The organism is Rhodococcus sp. MEB064 (assembly GCF_000834565.1).
Taxonomy (GTDB): domain Bacteria; phylum Actinomycetota; class Actinomycetes; order Mycobacteriales; family Mycobacteriaceae; genus Rhodococcoides.
The window spans coordinates 59,583-77,597 of the sequence record NZ_JXQS01000003.1 but is presented as its reverse complement, the minus strand read 5'-3'; the positions used below and the strand labels follow the sequence as shown (position 1 = coordinate 77,597).

Sequence of the window (18,015 nt, the reverse complement as noted above, 5' to 3'; positions counted from 1 at the left end):
CGATACAGAACTGTATCGAGCGCCGGTCGTTCCGGCTGACGGACGAGAGGTCTTTCGAACATGTCCCCCGACACGGTCACACCCGCATTCAAGCGTCCCCTCACCTGGCTCGTTCCGGTTGCGGCCGTCTCGATCATCATGTCGCTTCTGGCCGCCCTGTACCTCGGCGGCATTCTCGATCCCCGCGAGAACCTGCGTCACTTCCCGGTGGCCCTGGTGGTCAGCGACGAGGGCGACGTCCTCCCGAACGGTCAGCAGGCGAACATCGGCGAACAGATCGCCACCGGGATCGTCGACGGCGTCGATCCGGAGAAGATCGACCTCCGCCGAGTCGGCATCGCCGACGCGCAGAACATGCTGGCCAACGGTGAGGTCTACGGCGCCATCGTCATCCCCAGCGACTTCACCAAGCGGGTCGGAATTCTCACGCAGGCCAGCGTCGTGGCCGGCGACATCGACAAGCCGATGGTCACCATCCTGACCAACCAGCGTGCGGGCACGTTGGGATCGTCGATCCTCACCACCATCGGTGACACCGCACTCGACACCGCCAACGGCGCACTGGGAGAACAACTCACGGCGCAGGTGACGGGCGCCCTGCCGGAAGGGTCCACGCTGTCGGGTGCCGCATCACTGACGCTGGCTCAGCCGATCGACATCGTCGTCACGCCCTACGACCCGCTGCCGGGCGGCACCGGACTCGGCCTGTCGTCGTTCTACTTCGCGCTCCTTCTCGTCTTGGCCGGGTTCACCGGCGCGACCATCGCCAACGCGCTGATCGACAGCGCGCTGGGGTACGTCCCCCTCGAAGTCGGGGCTCGATTCCGCCAGCGTCCCCGCTCGACCGAGAACCGGTTGGCGACGCTGGCCGCCAAGTGGCTGACGATGGTGGTCATCGCGGTCGTCGTGTCGGCTCTCTACATCGCGATCGCCACAGCCCTCGGAATGCCGGTGCCCCACTCCCTCGCACTGTGGATGTACGGCACGCTCGCGATCTCCGCCATCGGCGTCACCGCCCTGTCGGTGATGGCCGTCCTCGGCACGCCCGGCCTGGTGGTCAACCTCGTGGTCTTCGTGATCCTCGGGCTGCCGTCCGCCGGAGCGACCATTCCCATCGAGGCGTCGCCGGCCCTGTTCGGGTGGCTGGCCCAGTTCGAACCGATGCACCAGGTCTACCTCGCGGTGCGGTCGATCCTGTACTTCGACGCCCGCTGGAACTCCGGCCTGGCGCACGGTCTGGCAATGACGGTGCTGGGACTCGTCCTCGGACTCGCGTTCGGCGGGATCGTCATGGCGCTCTACGACCGCAAGAATCTGGAGCGTGTCCCGGCGTCCGAGGCTCGGTAGGTTCAGCTCGGGACGAAACCCAGCTTCTTGTCGACGACGTTGGACAGCTGCCGACCTGCGGCGAACGCGTCGGCGTTGTCGACGAACACGCTGATCAGCCGCTCACGCCAGCCGGTGGTGTCCCCGCTCATGTGCGCTGTCAGCAACACGTCGTCGAGGGTCCACAGGACGTGGTCCGGCGGGAGTGGTTCGGTCTCGAACACGTCGAGTGCGGCGCCGCCCACCTGACCGGTCCGCAGGCCGTCGACCAGCGCCTCGGTGTCGAGCAGTGCGCCGCGGCCCACGTTGATCACGCGCACCCCCGGCTTCGCGGCGGTCAACACCTCGCGCCCGACCATCCCGCGGGTGGAGGGCGTCAGCGGAGCGATCAAGACCAGGTAGTCGATGTCCGACACGACGGTAGCCAGGTCGCTGCTCGCGTGCACCGTCCCGAAGTCGGGATCACCGGTGCGCGCCGTGCGCCCGACGCCCGACACGGTCATCCCGACAGCGCGCAGCAGACGTGCGACGGCGCGGCCGATGCTTCCCGTCCCGACCACCATCGCGCGCGCCCCCGCGACGTCTGCGGTCTCGCGGTGCAGCCACCGAGCTTCCCTGCCGAGCTGGACGGTGCGCCGGACGTCCTTCGCCATCGCCAGCACGGACGCGAGGACGAACTCCGCGATGGGGGCGTCGAACACGCCTCGCGAATTGGTCACCACGACATCGGATGCCACGAGTTCGTCGAACAACAGGGTGTCCACCCCGGCCGCCGCGAGGTGCACCCACTCGAGGTCGGAGCACCTCGGCCACACCTCGCGCAGTGCCTCACGGATGTTGTCCCACAGCAGGATTGCGCGGGCACCGTCGACGGCGTCGGCGAAGGTGGATGCGGTGGCGTAGCGGACGTCGTACAGCGCTTCGACGGCGTCCATGCCGACGGGACGATCGCCGTCGTGCATCACCGCGAGTACGGGGCGGTCGGTCACCATGGTCCGAGCATAAACAGCGATCACTCGCGGTCGAGCAGCACTCCCTGCGGATCCCCGTCGGGATCGACACGCACGCCCGCGAGCCACGTCGACCGCACGACACCGCTCAGACGACGATCGTCGTACGCGGTGACAGGGTTCTTGTGCCGTAGCTCCGCCGCATGCACGACGAAGTCCTGATCGGGAGCGAACACGATCAGATCCGCGTCCCTGCCCACCTCGACGGACCCCTTCGAGGTCAACCCCACCTGAGCCGACGTGGCCACCGCCATCCACGTGACGACGTCGGCCAATCCGTGCCCTCGCCGGCGAGCCTCGGACCACACCGCGGACAACGACACCTGCAACGACGCGATACCGCCCCACGCTGCGCCGAAATCACCGATGTCGAACCGCTTCAGCTCCGCGGTGCACGGCGAATGGTCGGTGACCACGGTATCGATCACACCGTCGGACAGCCCCTGCCACAACGCATCTCGATTGCCGGCCTCACGGATCGGAGGACAGCACTTGAACTGAGTGGCGCCGTCCGAGATCTCCTCGGCGGCGAACGACAGGTAATGCGGACACGTCTCCGCGGTGATGCGGACACCGGCTCGCTTGGCCTCGGCGACCAGCGGCACCGCCTCGGCGCTCGAGAGGTGCAGGATGTGGACCCGGCACCCCGTGCGTGTCGACGCGGCGATCACGTCGGCGATCGCGGTGTTCTCCGCAGCGCGGGGCCTCGAGGCCAGGAAGTCGGCATACTCACGGCCGCCGTCGTTCTCGGACTCCGCGATGATGCGCGAGTCCTCGGCGTGCACGATGAGAAGTCCGTCGAAGGACGCGATCTCCACCATCGCCGCCTCGAGTTCGACCGGCGAGAGCGGTGGGAACTCGTCGACTCCGGAATGCAGCAGGAAACACTTGAACCCGAAGACTCCGGCGTCGTGCATCGGTCGGAGATCGCCGACGTTGCCGGGTACGGCGCCGCCCCAGAACCCCACGTTCACTCGTGCCTGCGGGCCGGCCACGTCACGCTTGACGGCCAGCGCCTCGGTGGACACCGTCGAGGGAATGCTGTTGAGCGGCATGTCGATCACCGTGGTGACGCCGCCCGCAGCAGCCGCGGCGGTCGCGCTGGCGAAGCCCTCCCACTCGGTACGCCCCGGCTCGTTGACATGGACATGCGTGTCGACCAACCCGGGGAGCAGGACCTCGTCGTCGGCGAGGTCGACGACAGTGGTCGCGTCGATCACGTCGTCGATTCCGCCGATCACCGCGATCCGGCCGTCGACCACCCCGACCGCGCAGGAGGTCTCCACCTGTCGGCCGTCGGGTCCGGTCACGATCGCTCGCGGCGCCCGGAAGACGACGTCCATCATGCCGGTGCCTGCTCGGGTACCAGCGCGCGATGTTCCTCGGGGAGCGACGACCACCAGCGCATGCGGGCGTCGTCACGCGAGCGGTCGTCGGGATCCCCGAAGAGCCGCAGTCGTGACAGACCCCCGTCGGGATAGACGTCCAATCTCAGATGCGTTGCGGCCGGGGCGTCGTCGAGCAGCAGCATGTGCCGCGTGTCCGGCTGGACGGCGGTTCTCGCCAGCACCTCGGTCCAGGCGGCGGGGTCGTCCACGTCGGCCGTCCGGGCGTCGACGGTCCGCAGCGACGCCCAGCCCGGCGCATTGCCCACGTAGTAGGACGTGTCGATCTCCACGTGCCGCGGCACGCCGGCAACACCCAGCGCGAAGACGGCGAAGTCGTTCCCACCGCCACGTCGACGCGAGTTCTCCCAGCCCTCCCCCATGTTCCGGGCGCGACCGGGGAGAATGATGTTGGCGGGCGAGGCGTAGAACGCGTCGGAGCACTCGACCAGCCGGCCACCGTTCTCGGCCGCCAGCAGATCCACCGTTCCTCCCAGGAAACGTGCGTCGGGCACCACCTCACCGTGCACCCGCAGTCGCGCCACTCCCCCGTCCGGGTAGATCGACAGGCGGACATGCGTCCACCGACGGCCGTCCGAGACCGGGTAGAGGTTGGCGGTGTCGCCGTCGGCCGGCGACTTGTCGACGAGCGTGTGCCAGTGCGCATTCAGGATGTCCCCGGCGGACGGATATCCCTCGATCGACGCCGCCTCGACGGAGACGAACGGTGGATAGTTGCCGCGGAAGTACGCGGTGTCCACGACCACTCCGTGCACGATGCCCGCGGCGCCCAGTCGAACGATCGCGTAATCGTGGCCCTCGTCCCGCCGTCGACGCGTCTCCCAGCCGTCGTAGACCTTGCCCTTGTGACCGAATTCGGTGGGGTCGAAGAACGGGGCCGTCGGCTTGATCAGGTTCTCGCGCTGCGCGAAGAGTTCGTCGTTCGCGGCGCTGACGGACCCTCCGAGAGCGCGGGACGCGAGATCGGGGAAGGCGAGGAAATCGCTCACTCGTCAAGCTCCTGCAGTGTCGGGGTCGGGCAATCCGCGGTACGCGCGCCACCCGCCGAGGTCGGTGATCTCGGTCAGATCGTCCGCGATCGAGTCGACCAGCCCCGGCCGCAGGACGACGGCCATGACCGAACGTCCGTCGGCGAGCTCGATCACCGACAGTTCGAGCTCGGCCGGCTCCTCCGGGAGGAAGTCGGTGCGGATGTTCTCCATCGGCACGTCGTAGAGCTCACCGGCGATCGAGGCGCCGCCCGTCTCCGTGAGGAGCAGGCCGGGGAACTCGTCCCGCACGGCGAAGAAGCGGTAGTTCGGAGCCGTCGTCACGGAGCCGAGGAAGGTATGCGCGGACACATTGTGGTGGAGGTTGCCGCCACGCATGGCTCCTCCGTTGCAGAACAGTTCGGCCATGGTGTCCAGTCCTCTCGTTCCACTGGTGGATCTGTCTCCGACAGCATTTTGCGGTGCGACGACAACCTAACCGAGTTCCGGCCGCACGACCCGGGAAGGGTGACGTCGATGTCGGCGACACCCGTTAGGGTCGCGATCATGGCCGATCCGCAGCATGCACGCACCGCATCCGCACGACCGCGCATCGCCGTGGTCGGAAGCATCAACATGGATCTTCTCGCCCGCACACCCTCCCTGCCCGTCCCCGGTGAGACAGTCCTGGGTTCGTCCTTCCGCACCAGCCCCGGAGGCAAGGGGGCCAATCAGGCCGTCGCCGCGGCGCGCGCCGGCGCGGACGTCACGTTCGTCGGCGCCGTCGGGTCGGACACGTTCGCTCTCGAACTTCGCGAGACGCTCGTCGACGCCGAGGTAGACGCCTCGCTGCTGCGCGAGGTGCCCGGCGCGAGCGGAGTCGCCGTGATCACCGTGGACGACTCGGCCGAGAACTCCATCGTGGTGATCGGAGCTGCCAACAGCACCGTCACCGATCTGACCGAGGACGAGCTGGAGGCCGTCGCGGCGGCGGACGTCCTGCTGTGCCAACTCGAGATCCCGACGGAGACGGTGCTCGCTGCGGCACGCCACGCACGGGCTCACGGGACCGTGGTGTTCCTCAATCCGTCTCCTGTGCAACCACTCTCGGACGAGCTCCTGGCCGCGATCGATGTCGTCGTCGTCAACCGCGACGAGGAGGCCGCGTTGGGAGCCGACGCGGTGCGGCGTATACCCCACCTGGTCACCACGCTGGGCGCGGACGGCGCCCGGTGGCGCGGACCGGACGGCGCCGGGGCCACCGCCAGTGCACCTGCCGTCGAGGCCGTCGACACCACCGGCGCCGGGGATGCGTTCACCGGAGTCCTGGCGACGGCGTGGCGGGACGGGCCCGAGCTCGCCGTCCGGCGAGCGTGCGCTGCCGGCGCACTGACCGCCACCCGTCCGGGCGCCGGTTCCGCGGCACCGACCGCAGCCGAGATCGACGCCCTCCTCGCCGGCGACGGCTCACGCGCATGAGCACCCGCGAACGGGCGCAGGAACTGCTCACCGACCTCGCCGGCCCCGATGCGGTTCTGCGTGAGGACCAGTGGACCGCCATCGAAGCCCTGGTGGTCCATCACCGCCGTGCCCTGGTGGTGCAGCGGACCGGGTGGGGCAAGTCGGCGGTGTACTTCATCGCCGCGCGGCTGCTGCGCGAGCAGGGGCTCGGACCCACCGTCATCGTCTCGCCGCTGCTCGCCCTGATGCGTAACCAGGTCGCTGCCGCCGAGCGCGCCGGCGTCACGGCAGCCACCATCAACTCCGGCAACGTCACCGAGTGGGACGACGTGCACGCCCGCGTCGCCGCCGGTGAGCTGGACGTCCTGCTCGTCAGCCCGGAGCGGTTGAACAACCCCGACTTCCGCGACCAGGTGCTGCCGTCGCTGTCGGCCGACGCCGGGCTGGTGGTGGTCGACGAGGCTCACTGCGTGTCCGACTGGGGCCACGACTTCCGGCCCGATTACCGACGCATCCGCTCCCTGATCGCCGAGCTCCGCGAGGGTGTGCCCGTCCTCGCGACGACCGCCACCGCGAACGACCGCGTCGTCGCCGACGTCGCCGCCCAACTCGGTGTCGGTGGATCCGACACCACCATTCTGCGCGGTGGTCTCCAACGAGAGTCGTTGCACCTGTCCGTCGTTCGGATCCCCGATCCGACGGCCCGCATCGCCTGGCTCGCAGAACACCTGAAAACTCTGCCCGGCTCGGGGATCGTGTATTCGCTGACCGTCGCGGGTGCGACCGATCTGGCGGCACTGCTCCGCGATCGGGGCATGGAGGTCGCCGCCTACACCGGACAGACCGACCCGACGGAACGCGAAGCGGCAGAACAGGATTTGCTGAACAACCGGGTCAAGGCGTTGGTCGCCACCTCGGCTCTCGGCATGGGCTTCGACAAACCGGATCTCGGCTTCGTCGTCCATGTCGGCGCACCGTCGTCACCCATCTCCTACTACCAGCAGGTCGGCCGCGCGGGCCGCGCCACCGAGCGTGCGGACGTCATCCTGCTGCCGGGCGCCGAGGACCGGGAGATCTGGAGTTACTTCGCCTCCGTCGCGTTTCCCCGTGAGCACGTCGTGCGGCGGGTGCTCGAAGTCCTCGATACCGAACGCCCTCAGTCGACTCCTGCTCTGGAGCCCTTGGTCGAGCTGGGCCGGACTCGGCTCGAGATGGTGCTCAAGGTTCTGGACGTGGACGGAGCCGTACGACGGGTCAAGGGCGGCTGGTTGGGTACCGGCGAGCACTGGCACTACGACCGCGAACGCTACGAGCGTCTGGACGAGGCACGCTTGTCGGAGCAGCGCGCGATGATCGAGTACCAGTCGACCACCGAGTGCCGCATGTCCTTTCTCCGTCGCCAACTCGACGACCCGTCGCTCACCGGCGATGCCGATGCAGATCGGTGCGGGAGATGCGACAACTGCACGGGTGAGCATCTGTCCGCGGACGTGTCCGAGGGCGACGTCGAATCCACTCGGCAGCGCTTGGACAGACCAGGACTCGATCTGGCGGTACGCAAGCAGTGGCCCACCGGCCTGAAGAAGGTCGGCGTCGACCTGTCGGGGAAGATCACGCTGGGTCCCGAGACCGGGCGCATCCTCGGACGACTCACCGACCCCGTGTGGGGGCCGCGCCTGCGCGCGCTGACCGACGGCGAGGACGGTCCTGCCCCCGACGGACTGGAAGCGGCGTGCATCAAGGTCCTGGCGGAATGGACGTGGGACGAGCGACCCACCGGAGTGATGGTGATGGAAAGCGACACTCGTCCGCTCCTCTTGCAGGATCTCGGCGAACGTCTGGCGCGGGTGGGCCGTCTGGAACCCCTCGGCACGCTGCATCGACGGCCGGACGCGCGCCCGGTGTCCGGTGCGAACTCCGCCTTCCGGGTCGCGTCGCTGGTGGATGCTTTCGAGCCGCCGGACCTCACCGCCCATCGGGGCCCGGTGCTGCTCCTCGACCTCTCGACCGACACGGGGTGGACCGCCACCATGGCCGCACGAGCCTTGCGGCAGGCCGGAGCGGATGCGGTCCTCCCGTTCGCCCTCATCGGCCGCGGGTAAGCCGCGGCTCGAGGAACACGTGCGGCCCGCGACTAGTGTGACCAGGTGACGACAGATACTCCGGAGTCCCTCGGCCGGCTCCCCAACCTGCGCATTCTGTGGACCTTCATCCGCCCGCATCGTCGGTTGTTCCGGTTCGGCCTGCTGCTGGGTCTGCTGGTGACGGCGTCGTCGTTGGCGACACCGCTGGTGACCAAGCGCCTCCTGGATTCGTTCGGAGTCCCGGGGGCGACGAAGTCCGCGATCGTTCTGCTGGTCAGCCTGCTCGTCGTCGGCGTGATCGTCGGGATGGCGCAACGTCTGCTGCTCGGCACGATGGCCGAACGCGTGGTGCTCGAAGCCCGGTCGTCGATGGTCCGTCGGTTCTTCGGAGCGACCATTCCCGCGGTGACGGCGCGGCCGGCCGGTGAGATGTTGACCCGTGTCACCTCCGACACGGTGCTGCTGCGGGAAGCGTCGTCGTGGGCACTCGTGGAGATCGTCAACGGGAGCATCGCGATCGTCGGAGTCATCGTCCTGATGGCGACCCTGGATCTCCCGCTGCTGGGTACCGCGGTTCTCGGCATCGCTCTGATCGGGCTCGCGGCCGGGGTGCTGATGCCCAAAGTGGCTCGCGCGCAACGTGATGCACAGGAAGCGATGGGACGGCTCGGCGGCATCCTCGAGGGCGCCCTGCGTGCAGTCCGGACCGTCAAGGCCAGCCGTGCGGAGGACCGTTCGAGTGAGCGCGTGATCGACGAGGCTCGCACGTCGGCAATGTTCGGCATCCGTGCCGTGCGCCTCGAGGCATGGGCGTGGACCATCACCGGCAGTGGAATCCAGCTCACCATCATCGCTGTCCTCGGTGTGGGCGCGTACCGGGTGAGCTCGGGCGCCCTCGCGGTGTCGAGCCTCGTCGCGTTCCTGCTGTACGCCTTCCAGCTGGTGGGGCCCGTCGCGCAACTCACGCTGTACGTCTCGCAACTCCAACGTGGCATCGCCGCGGCGTCGCGTATCCGCGAGATCCAGGTGATGGACCTCGAGGCTGCTACACCGGTGGCTGTCACCGAGTTGCCGCGCAGCATCACCGACGCCCCCGCCGCCCTGTCTCTCCGACGCGTGACAGCCGGTTACGGCGAGGAGAGCGCCGCGGTGAACGGCATCGACATGGAGATCGCGGCTCGCGGACACACCGCCGTCGTAGGGCCGTCGGGCGCCGGGAAGACGACGCTGTTCTCTCTCTTCCTGAGGTTCCTGGAGCCGCGGAACGGTGAGCTGGCGCTGGCCGGCGTTCCCTACGCACAGTTGTCGCACGACCAGATCCGCGCGCGGATCGGATACGTGGAGCAGGCGACCCCGACGCTGCCGGGCACCATCGCGGACAACCTCAGACTGACCCACCCGGATGCCACCGACGCCGAGCTCTGGGCGGCACTGGGGCGTGTCCGCCTGTCCGAGAAGATCGAGCAACTCCCCGCCGGGCTGAGCACCGAACTGCGCGATTCCGCAGTGTCGGGTGGTGAGCGCCAACGCATCGCACTGGCCAGGGCGATCGTGCGTCCGCCCGACATCCTGCTTCTCGACGAGGCCACGGCGCAGGTGGACGGCATCACCGAAGCTGCGATCCACGATGCGATCCGTGAATTGTCGGTGCACGGTGCCGTCGTGACCATCGCCCACCGCTTGTCGACGGTCATCGACGCCGACACCATCTTCGTGCTCGAACGTGGGCAGGTGCGCTCACGCGGCACGCACCGCGAGCTGCTCGACTCCGACACCCTCTACCGGGACCTCGTGGAGGCGCTACGTATCGCCGTCTGACGCGGCGGCCACCAGGCGTGACGCCGTGTCGTCCGGTGAGCCGAGATCGGCGGCCACCGTGGCCACGCGCACTCCTGTCGAGGCGAGCTCGGTGGCCAGTTGAGCAGCGAGTCGGTCGATCACGGCGGACGCCAGGGACAGCGCGTCCAGGTGAGCCGGCGCGGTGTCGCATCGCGGAACGAGGATCAGACCGGAGTGTTGGCACACCATGTGCCGGGCCGCGGCACGCGCAGTGATGAAGTGTGCCCGCAGCGCGTCGAGCACCGGGCGCTCGAGGTCGGCGACCTCCGTACGGTCGAGCCTGCGCCGAGCGTCGACGGACGCGGCGCGTGCGCCGGGAACGATCACGTCTACGGAGATGTCGATGCTGCCGGAGCACGCAGCGACGACGTCCACGTACTCGTCGACGTCGACTTCGTCGAGAACGTCGATGACGGCGGCTTCCGCATACCCGCCGTCCTCGCGGATCGCGTCCACGACGACACCCATACGCTCGCGTGAGCGGCCGGCGAGATGGACGCGAGCTCCCTCGCGGGCCAGGGCGAGCGCCAGTCGACCACCGAGGACTCCGCCTCCGCCGTAGATGACTGCGTTGGCTCCGTCGAGCAGCACGTCACGCTCCTCGCTGTACGGGATCGTCCGGCGCCTGACGCCGCTGTCCTCACGGTACGGAGGAGGCGACCGTGTCGTCGGCGAATCGGTCGTCGTCAGCGCTCGAGTCGTCCGGTTCCGACGCATCCGCCGTCTCATCGGGGTCCCTGGCGGCGCCGTGCGCGAGGAGAACGGCCACCGAGACGGCGAGGGTGACCACCGCGGCGACGGTCGAGACCAGCACGAACACCAGCGAGCCTCCGTCCACGGACGCGCCCAGAATTCGCACCAGTTGGCCGATCGGGGTGAACATCGAGACGGTGTCGACGACACCACCGGCGCCGCGCAGCACCATGCCGGCGAGCACGATCTGCGCGATGCCGAGGAACGCCAGCACGATGCCGCCGACCGTCAGACCGAGCGCCGTGCGTATCGCACGCGCTGCGGCGACCGTGGCCGCCACCCACAGCACGATCAGGACGGTCGCTGTCACCGAACCGGAGAGGCTCGCGCCGGTGTCCGCGAAGGCCAGGGCGAGCACCATCGTGATCGACGTCGCGACGGCACCCAGGACGGCGGCACGCACGCGAGGAACGAAGAATCCGACCAGGGCGGCCGCGACGAGCGCGAAGGCCGCCGCGAGATAGGGCCAGTTGTCCGAGGCCGAGCGAACGACATAGGAGTTGGTGCTGCCGGCCGAGTCCGCCTCGACCTGCGTTGCGGCCGGAAGCGAGGTCGAGGCCTTCTCCACATTGGATCGCAACGTGGTGAACATGGTCTCCATCGGACCCACGCCGCCGACGAGACGGGTGGTGCCGTCCACGAGGCGGACGCCGCCGTCGTCGAGCAGGACCAATCCGTCGCGAAGCTGGGCCGAGCCGTCGGTGGCACGCACCATGCCGTCGACGAACTCCGACTTCGGGTCGTCGAGTTGGTACGCCACGGTCTGTGCACCCTTGCGCAGGGTCTCCAGATCGGTCAGCACACCCCCGTTCAGTCCTTGCGTGCGCAGCAGATCGAGCACGGGGCGCAACTGATCCGCCGACGCCGCTGCCTGCGGGTCTCCCGATGCGGCCAGCGAGTCGAGCGTCTGCTGCACGATCAGTTCGATCTGTCCCTGCGCCGCACCGACCCCGGTCAGGGCACCGACGACGCGATCCACTCCGCCGCTGACCTGGGAGGAACCGTCGCCGAGCTGCCACAGTCCTGCGCGGAGCTGCGTCATCCCGTCGGCCAACTTCGCGGATCCGTCGCGCGCCTGATGCAGCCCGTCGGACATCTGGTGTGCACCGTCGTCGAGTTCGGTGCTTCCGTCGGTCAGTTCCGTCATGCCGCCGGCGAGTATCTGCAGCGGCAGCGCCGTGTTGGTCAACGCGGATCTGGACGGAGCCAGCGGATCGGTGGCAGATCCCCCCGCCGTCGATCGGACGGTCACCGTGCCGGTGGTCGCGTCCTGGTCCGTCTGCGCTACCCAGAAGATGCCCGCGGCCAGGGTGGGAAGAAGAACGGCGAGCAGCATGGCCACCGGGGTCGCGCAGAGAGCAGCGATCCGGCTGCGGATCGGCGCGCGATCCGAACCGGTGGACGGTGCTCTGAACTGCGGAAGCCTGACTTTCGGAGTCATAATGAGCCGGACATTAGCTACCACGACGCGTGAACGGTGCGTGCCTCGCCGCACCGTTGCCATTTATTTCCGGGTCCGTGACGCGCGCCGGCTGTCGCCACACCGTTCACACTGGTCACATCGGCACCATCTGGACCGGCGTCACAGTCCCGTGTGAGCACCCTCACAACAGGCGAGGGTACTGGCGGTTAGCGTGCCTTTCCTGCACGTCGGCCACCGAGGCACCTGACATGCGGCAGCGTCCTTGTTACGTTCGTAGGCAATATGACGCCAGTGTTACGACAAGATAACCCGACCGACGCCATCCAGTTCACATTCCGACCGCCTCGCACCGACGACGGAATACGCCTGTGGGAAATTGCCCGGGACTCGACTGTCCTCGATCTCAATTCCGGTTACGCCTACGTCCTGTGGTGCCGTGACTTCTCCGCCACCTCCGTCGTGGCGACCGACACGAACGACGTTCCCGTCGGCTTCGTCTCCGGCTACCGGCGCCCCGAGCAGGGCGACACCCTCTTCGTGTGGCAGGTTGCCGTGGACGCCGATCAGCGCGGACACGGCCTTGCCGTCCGCATGCTGGAGACCCTGGTGGACCGCACGGCGCCGCGCCTGCTCGAGACCACCATCAGCCCGGACAACGACGCCTCGATCGCCTTGTTCACCTCGCTCGCCCGACGGCGCGGGACCGGCATCGACCGGCGAGACCTGTTCGCCGCCAATGCTTTCCCTGACAGCCACGAACCGGAAGACCTCTACACGGTCGGTCCGTTCGACGCCACGTAGCGCACGCCGCACGACAGGCGCCCCCATTCGACGATCACCCCGGAGGACTTCCTTGACCACCACCAGCATCAGCCCCACCGACGCCACCATCGACATCTTCGAGGCCCGCGAGTCACAAGTTCGCAGCTACAGCCGCCAGTGGCCCGCCGTGTTCGACACGGCGCAGGGCTCGTGGATCACCGACGAGAACGGCCGCAGGTACCTCGACTTCTTCGCCGGAGCGGGTGCGCTGAACTACGGCCACAACAATCCCGTCCTCAAGAAGGCTCTGGTCGACTACATCATGCGTGACGGCATCACGCACGGTCTCGACATGTCGACCGTCGCCAAGCGGGAATTCCTCGAGTCGTTCACCTCGCGCATTCTCGAGCCGCGCGGACTCGACTACAAAGTGCAATTCCCCGGCCCCACCGGAACGAACACGGTGGAAGCGGCACTGAAATTGGCGCGAAAGGTCACCGGCCGTTCCTCGGTCATCAATTTCACCAATGCCTTCCACGGCATGACCCTCGGCGCCCTGTCCGTCACCGGCAACTCCATGAAGCGCGCCGGCGCCGGCATCCCCCTGGTCCACGCCACCCCCATGCCGTTCGACAACTACTTCGGCGGAGCGACGGACGATTTCCAGTGGATGGAGCGAGTCCTCGACGACTCGGGCAGCGGCATCAACCGTCCTGCCGCGGTCATCGTGGAAACGGTCCAGGGTGAGGGCGGGGTCAACGTGGCTCGCGCCGAGTGGCTGCGCGGACTCGCCGATCTGCTGAAGCGACGCGACATCCTGCTCATCGTCGACGACGTCCAGATGGGCGTCGGCCGCACGGGCCCGTTCTTCTCGTTCGAGGACGCCGGCATCGTGCCCGACATCGTCACGCTCTCGAAGTCCATCGGCGGATACGGGATGCCGATGGCCCTGACGCTGATGCGTCCCGAACTCGACGTCTGGGGTCCGGGCGAGCACAACGGCACGTTCCGCGGCAACAACCCGGCCTTCGTGACCAGCAAGGCCGCACTCGACCACTACTGGTCCGACGGAGCCTTCGAGGCATCGATCCTGGCCAAGGGCGAGCGGATCCAGGATGCGTTCATCGAGCTGTCCGCTCGGTTCGACGGCATCAGCACCCGAGGCCGAGGAATGGTCCAGGGTCTGGTGTTCGACGACGCGGAGAAGGCGTCGAAGGTGACCGCGCTGGCATACGAGCACGGGCTGCTCGCAGAGACGTCGGGCCCGTCGGACGAGGTCGTCAAGCTCCTCCCGCCCCTCACCATCTCCGAACAGGATCTCGACCACGGGCTGGGCATCCTGTCCGAGGCCACCACGACCGTCTGCTCCTGACCACCCCCCACCGTAGGAGGTTCACATGATCGTTCGCACCACCGAAGCCATCACCGGAACCGAGCGCGACATCGCGAGCGAGGACGGCCAGTGGCGGTCCAAGCGCATCGTCCTGGGCGGCGACAAGGTCGGCTTCTCGTTCCACGAGACCACCATCGAGCCGAACACCGTGAACAACTTCCACTACGCCAACCACGTCGAGGCCGTCTGGCTCATCGAGGGCGAGGGGACGTTGACCGACCGCGAGACCGGGGAGACCTACGAGCTCGGCGCGGGGTCGATGTACCTGTTGAACGGGCACGAGCGTCACACGGTGGAGACGCGGACGCGCATGCGCATGCTGTGCGTCTTCAACCCACCCGTGGTGGGCGACGAACGGCACGACGAGAACGGCGTCTACCCGTTGATCGAAGTTCCTGCCTGACGCACGACGCTGCGCGGCGACCTACTCTGGAGAACGTGACCTCGGTTTCCCCACGCTCTCTCGATCGGTCGCCGCGCAGCGCCATCTCTCTCCAGGACGCGATGGCCGGCGGCCGCGTCGTCGCACTCACGGGCGCCGGCATGTCCACCGACTCGGGTATCCCCGACTACCGCGGGCCCGACTCCCCTCCACGTAACCCGATGACGTTCCAGCAGTTCATCGGCGACGACGATTTCCGACGCCACTACTGGGCTCGCAATCACGTCGGCTGGCGCCACATGGACGCGACCCGGCCCAACGCCGGACACCGCGCGCTCGCCGAGCTCGAGCGGGTCGGCACCGTGTCGGGCATCATCACGCAGAACGTCGACATGCTGCACACCAAGGCGGGGTCACGGTCGGTGATCGACCTGCACGGTGTCTACGGCCGCGTCCGCTGCCTGGACTGCGACCGGTTGATCTCCCGCGTCGCACTGGACGAGCGCCTGACCGCACTCAATCCGGGGTTCATCGAATCCGTGGTCGGCGCCGACGGAGTCGAGATCGCTCCGGACGCCGACGCGATCATCGAGAGCACGGCTCATTTCCGCATGGTCGGCTGCGAGGTCTGCGGCGGCATCCTCAAACCCGACATCGTCTATTTCGGCGAGAGTGTTCCCAAGCCTCGGGTCCGCAGTGCCTACGACATGGTCGACGCCGCGTCGGCTCTTGTCGTCCTCGGGTCGTCGCTGACCGTGATGTCCGGACTGCGCTTCGTCCGCCACGCGTGGAAGAACGAGATCCCGGTATTCATCGTCAACCGCGGGACGACCCGCGGGGACGAGTTCGCGGCGGAGAAGATCGAGGCGGGCTGTTCCGAGGTCCTGGCTGCTTTCCTGTGACGGCGGGAACGACCTCGACCACAGGACGGCCGTGGGCCGTCGCGGTCGTATTCTTCGTCAACGGGGCGGTGCTCGGGAACTGGGCACCGCGCATCCCCGCGATCCGCGACGCGCTGTCCCTCGACGCATCGGTCCTCGGACTCGCTCTGGCGGGGACGGGTACGGGAGGGCTGCTGGCCACTCCCCTCGCCGCCATCGGCATCAGGAAGCTCGGCAGCCGGATGGTCGTGGTGCTCTCCGCGGCTCTGCTGTGTCTCGCGTTCGTCCTCCCCGCGGTGGCCGGGACCTGGTGGATGCTCGCCCTGTCTCTCGCAGTCCTCGGCGGCGCCGACGCGGTGATGGACGTCGCCATGAACGCGCAGGGCGTGATCGTCGAGAAGCGACGTGATCGGTCTCTGCTCAACCGATTCCACGCATCGTGGAGCGCGGGCGCCGTCACCGGCGGACTGACCGGAGCGGCAGCAGCCGCGGCGGGACTGTCCGTGGTGGTCCACTTCTCGCTGGTCGGCGGGGTCCTGCTGGTCGCTGCAGTGGTGGCCGCGCACTTCCTCGTCCGCGACGCCCCGACAGCGCCCGCGGAACCTGTCAGCGCGACGCCCCGCCGTTCCCGTGTCCCGTTCTCCGGTGCGCTGGCTCTGCTGGGACTGCTCGTGCTGGTGGCGGCACTGGTAGAGGACGTCCCCCAGTCCTGGGGCGCCGTCTACTCCACGGAACTCGGTGCCGGAGCCGGTCTGGCCGGGCTGTCCGTAGTGGCGTTCTCGTCGGCGATGTTCGTCGGTCGACTCATCGGTGACACGATGGTGGATCGTTTCGGGCGGCACGCCGTCCTGATGGGCGGCGCGCTGCTCATCGCCGCAGCCTTCGTAGCAGCCCCCGCCGTGACATCCCCGTACGTCGCGGCAGCGATGTTCGCGGTGGCCGGTCTGGGTGCCGCGCCCATCTTCCCCGCGGCCTTCGGCCTCGCCGGCAGACTACCCGGGATCGCGCCGGGAACGGCGATGACCGTGGTGTCGCTCGTCGCGCGCATCGGAGTGCTCACCGCGCCCATCACCTTCGGCACACTCGCGCAGCTCACCGGTTTCGGGTGGGCTCTGTGGTCCGTCGTGGCTGCCGGAGTGGCGGTCGCGCTGGTGGCGATCGCGTTGCGACGCGTTCTCGCGGCCTCCCCCTCGCACGCCTCGTGACGGGTCAGCCGGGGACCAGATCGTCCGCGTGCACGACGGGCCGTCGCAGTTCCGGCGCAAGGTCGGCGGTCGACTGTCCGAGCATCCCGGTGATCTCCGTCGAGTCGTAGGCCACGACACCGCGAGCCACGACCGCACCGTCCTGCGCCGTCAGGGACACCACGTCCCCCGCGTCGAACGTGCCGGCGACGGAGACGATGCCGGCGGACAGCAGGGACCGTCTCCGGTCGATCACCGCGGCCACCGCGCCCGCGTCGAGCATCAGCGCACCGGTCGTGTCGGCGGCGTGCCGCACCCAGAAACGCCGCGACGACAACCGGTTGGGGCGAGCCGTGAACGTGGTTCCCACCGCGCCGCCGCCGAGCGCCGACGCGGCATCCGACGCGGCAGCCAACAGGACCGGTACGCCGGCGTCGGCAGCCAGACGCGCAGCCGACAGCTTCGAGGCCATGCCGCCCGTTCCCAACGCTCCCCCGGACCCGGCGACGACGCCGTCGAGATCCTCGGGACTGGCCACTTCCGTCAGGAACCTCGCGTTCGGGTCCTTGCGCGGGTCACCGTCGTACAGACCGTCCACGTCGGACAGCAGCACCAGGGCGTCGGCGCCGACGAGATGGGCTACCAGGGCAGCGAGCCGATCGTTGTCACCGAACCGGATCTCGGCCGTGGCGACCGTGTCGTTCTCGTTGACCACCGCTACCGCGCCGAGCGAGCGCAGACGGTCCAGCGTGCGCTGGGCGTTGCGGTGATTGGCTCGGCGCGCGATGTCCTCGGCGGTCAGGAGCACCTGCCCGACCGTCCGGCCGTAGCGTCCGAAGGACGTGCCCCACGCATGCGCCAGAGCGAGCTGGCCCACACTGGCGGCGGCCTGCTTGGTCGCCAGGTCTCGGGGACGCTGTTTGAGGCCCAGAGGCGCCATGCCGGCTCCGATGGCACCCGAGGACACCACGACCACATCGGTGCCGTTGCGCATCCTCGCCTCGATGGCGTCGGCGAGCGCGTCGAGTCGGGAAAGGTCGAGACCCTTCTCCATACTCGTCAACGCGGACGAGCCGATCTTGACGACGATGCTGCGAGCCGACGCGATGGTCTCCCGGGTACTCCCGTGCGGCTGTGTCACCG

Annotated in this window: 16 protein-coding genes; 9 read left to right on the top strand and 7 right to left on the bottom strand. The window is 68.5% G+C overall.

The window, feature by feature from the left end; genetic code table 11:
* Window positions 1-60 precede the first annotated feature (60 nt).
* Entirely contained in the window at window positions 61-1,347 is a 1,287-nt protein-coding gene (locus RU01_RS01795; RefSeq protein ID WP_042572789.1) for a YhgE/Pip domain-containing protein, read from the top strand.
* Window positions 1,348-1,349: 2 nt separating this feature from the next.
* On the opposite strand, the gene RU01_RS01790 is transcribed toward RU01_RS01795, so the two are convergent.
* Genes RU01_RS01790 through RU01_RS01775 form a run of 4 tightly spaced genes read right to left on the bottom strand, consistent with a single transcriptional unit; the run spans window position 1,350 to window position 5,139 of the window.
* Window positions 1,350-2,318 carry a D-2-hydroxyacid dehydrogenase gene (locus RU01_RS01790; protein ID WP_197074650.1) on the bottom strand — a complete coding sequence of 323 codons (969 nt, stop codon included), beginning with the start codon at window positions 2,316-2,318 and terminating at the stop codon, window positions 1,350-1,352.
* A gap of 20 nt (window positions 2,319-2,338) precedes the next feature.
* A complete protein-coding gene (gene allB / locus RU01_RS01785; RefSeq protein ID WP_042572788.1) occupies window positions 2,339-3,679 on the bottom strand; it encodes an allantoinase AllB in 1,341 nt (446 codons plus the stop codon).
* Window positions 3,679-4,731, bottom strand: a complete 1,053-nt coding sequence (alc, locus tag RU01_RS01780) for an allantoicase (RefSeq protein WP_042572787.1) — start codon at window positions 4,729-4,731, stop codon at window positions 3,679-3,681. The genes allB and alc overlap by 1 nt, the downstream gene beginning before the upstream one ends.
* 3 nt (window positions 4,732-4,734) lie before the next feature.
* A complete protein-coding gene (locus RU01_RS01775; protein ID WP_042572786.1) occupies window positions 4,735-5,139 on the bottom strand; it encodes an allophanate hydrolase-related protein in 405 nt (134 codons plus the stop codon).
* Between the two features lie 138 nt (window positions 5,140-5,277).
* On the opposite strand from RU01_RS01775, the gene RU01_RS01770 reads away from it, so the two are divergent.
* Genes RU01_RS01770 through RU01_RS01760 form a run of 3 tightly spaced genes read left to right on the top strand, consistent with a single transcriptional unit; the run spans window position 5,278 to window position 10,073 of the window.
* Window positions 5,278-6,189, top strand: a complete 912-nt coding sequence (locus tag RU01_RS01770; RefSeq protein WP_042572785.1) for a ribokinase — start codon at window positions 5,278-5,280, stop codon at window positions 6,187-6,189.
* Entirely contained in the window at window positions 6,186-8,273 is a 2,088-nt protein-coding gene (locus tag RU01_RS01765; protein ID WP_042572784.1) for a RecQ family ATP-dependent DNA helicase, read from the top strand. Before RU01_RS01770 ends, RU01_RS01765 begins: the two co-directional genes overlap by 4 nt.
* Before the next feature lie 45 nt (window positions 8,274-8,318).
* Complete coding sequence (locus tag RU01_RS01760) at window positions 8,319-10,073, top strand: ABC transporter ATP-binding protein (protein ID WP_197074649.1); 1,755 nt, start codon at window positions 8,319-8,321, stop codon at window positions 10,071-10,073.
* Here RU01_RS01760 and RU01_RS01755 read toward each other — a convergent pair.
* Complete coding sequence (locus tag RU01_RS01755; RefSeq protein ID WP_052493069.1) at window positions 10,056-10,685, bottom strand: SDR family NAD(P)-dependent oxidoreductase; 630 nt, start codon at window positions 10,683-10,685, stop codon at window positions 10,056-10,058. The genes RU01_RS01760 and RU01_RS01755 overlap by 18 nt on opposite strands.
* 49 nt (window positions 10,686-10,734) lie before the next feature.
* Window positions 10,735-12,288 carry a hypothetical protein gene (locus RU01_RS21950; RefSeq protein WP_052493068.1) on the bottom strand — a complete coding sequence of 518 codons (1,554 nt, stop codon included), beginning with the start codon at window positions 12,286-12,288 and terminating at the stop codon, window positions 10,735-10,737.
* Between the two features lie 264 nt (window positions 12,289-12,552).
* Here RU01_RS21950 and ectA point away from each other — a divergent pair, with 264 nt between their 5' ends.
* The 5 genes from ectA (at window position 12,553) to RU01_RS01725 (ending at window position 16,893) form a co-directional block, all read left to right on the top strand.
* Entirely contained in the window at window positions 12,553-13,071 is a 519-nt protein-coding gene (gene ectA, locus RU01_RS01745; protein WP_042572783.1) for a diaminobutyrate acetyltransferase, read from the top strand.
* Window positions 13,072-13,123: 52 nt separating this feature from the next.
* Window positions 13,124-14,404 (top strand): diaminobutyrate--2-oxoglutarate transaminase, encoded by a 1,281-nt coding sequence (gene ectB, locus RU01_RS01740; RefSeq protein WP_442970427.1) that lies wholly within the window; start codon window positions 13,124-13,126, stop codon window positions 14,402-14,404.
* Between the two features lie 25 nt (window positions 14,405-14,429).
* Window positions 14,430-14,828, top strand: a complete 399-nt coding sequence (locus RU01_RS01735; RefSeq protein ID WP_042572782.1) for an ectoine synthase — start codon at window positions 14,430-14,432, stop codon at window positions 14,826-14,828.
* Between the two features lie 101 nt (window positions 14,829-14,929).
* On the top strand, window positions 14,930-15,709 hold the full coding sequence (locus RU01_RS01730; RefSeq protein WP_042572781.1) for a Sir2 family NAD-dependent protein deacetylase: 780 nt from the start codon (window positions 14,930-14,932) through the stop codon (window positions 15,707-15,709).
* Complete coding sequence (locus RU01_RS01725) at window positions 15,706-16,893, top strand: MFS transporter (RefSeq protein WP_042572780.1); 1,188 nt, start codon at window positions 15,706-15,708, stop codon at window positions 16,891-16,893. The genes RU01_RS01730 and RU01_RS01725 overlap by 4 nt, the downstream gene beginning before the upstream one ends.
* Before the next feature lie 4 nt (window positions 16,894-16,897).
* Here the strand turns inward: RU01_RS01725 and proB are convergent, their stop codons facing one another.
* On the bottom strand, window positions 16,898-18,013 hold the full coding sequence (gene proB / locus RU01_RS01720; protein ID WP_156148741.1) for a glutamate 5-kinase: 1,116 nt from the start codon (window positions 18,011-18,013) through the stop codon (window positions 16,898-16,900).
* Window positions 18,014-18,015 lie beyond the last annotated feature (2 nt).

Excerpts from the sequence above, each read along its gene's own strand:
- RU01_RS01795 (WP_042572789.1), top strand. The coding sequence starts at position 61 with ATGTCCCCCGACACGGTCACACCCGCATTCAAGCGTCCCCTCACCTGG.
- RU01_RS01790 (WP_197074650.1), bottom strand. The coding sequence starts at position 2,318 with ATGGTGACCGACCGCCCCGTACTCGCGGTGATGCACGACGGCGATCGT.
- allB (WP_042572788.1), bottom strand. The coding sequence starts at position 3,679 with ATGGACGTCGTCTTCCGGGCGCCGCGAGCGATCGTGACCGGACCCGAC.
- RU01_RS01775 (WP_042572786.1), bottom strand. The coding sequence starts at position 5,139 with ATGGCCGAACTGTTCTGCAACGGAGGAGCCATGCGTGGCGGCAACCTC.
- RU01_RS01770 (WP_042572785.1), top strand. The coding sequence starts at position 5,278 with ATGGCCGATCCGCAGCATGCACGCACCGCATCCGCACGACCGCGCATC.
- RU01_RS01765 (WP_042572784.1), top strand. The coding sequence starts at position 6,186 with ATGAGCACCCGCGAACGGGCGCAGGAACTGCTCACCGACCTCGCCGGC.
- RU01_RS21950 (WP_052493068.1), bottom strand. The coding sequence starts at position 12,288 with ATGACTCCGAAAGTCAGGCTTCCGCAGTTCAGAGCACCGTCCACCGGT.
- ectA (WP_042572783.1), top strand. The coding sequence starts at position 12,553 with ATGACGCCAGTGTTACGACAAGATAACCCGACCGACGCCATCCAGTTC.
- RU01_RS01735 (WP_042572782.1), top strand. The coding sequence starts at position 14,430 with ATGATCGTTCGCACCACCGAAGCCATCACCGGAACCGAGCGCGACATC.
- RU01_RS01730 (WP_042572781.1), top strand. The coding sequence starts at position 14,930 with ATGGCCGGCGGCCGCGTCGTCGCACTCACGGGCGCCGGCATGTCCACC.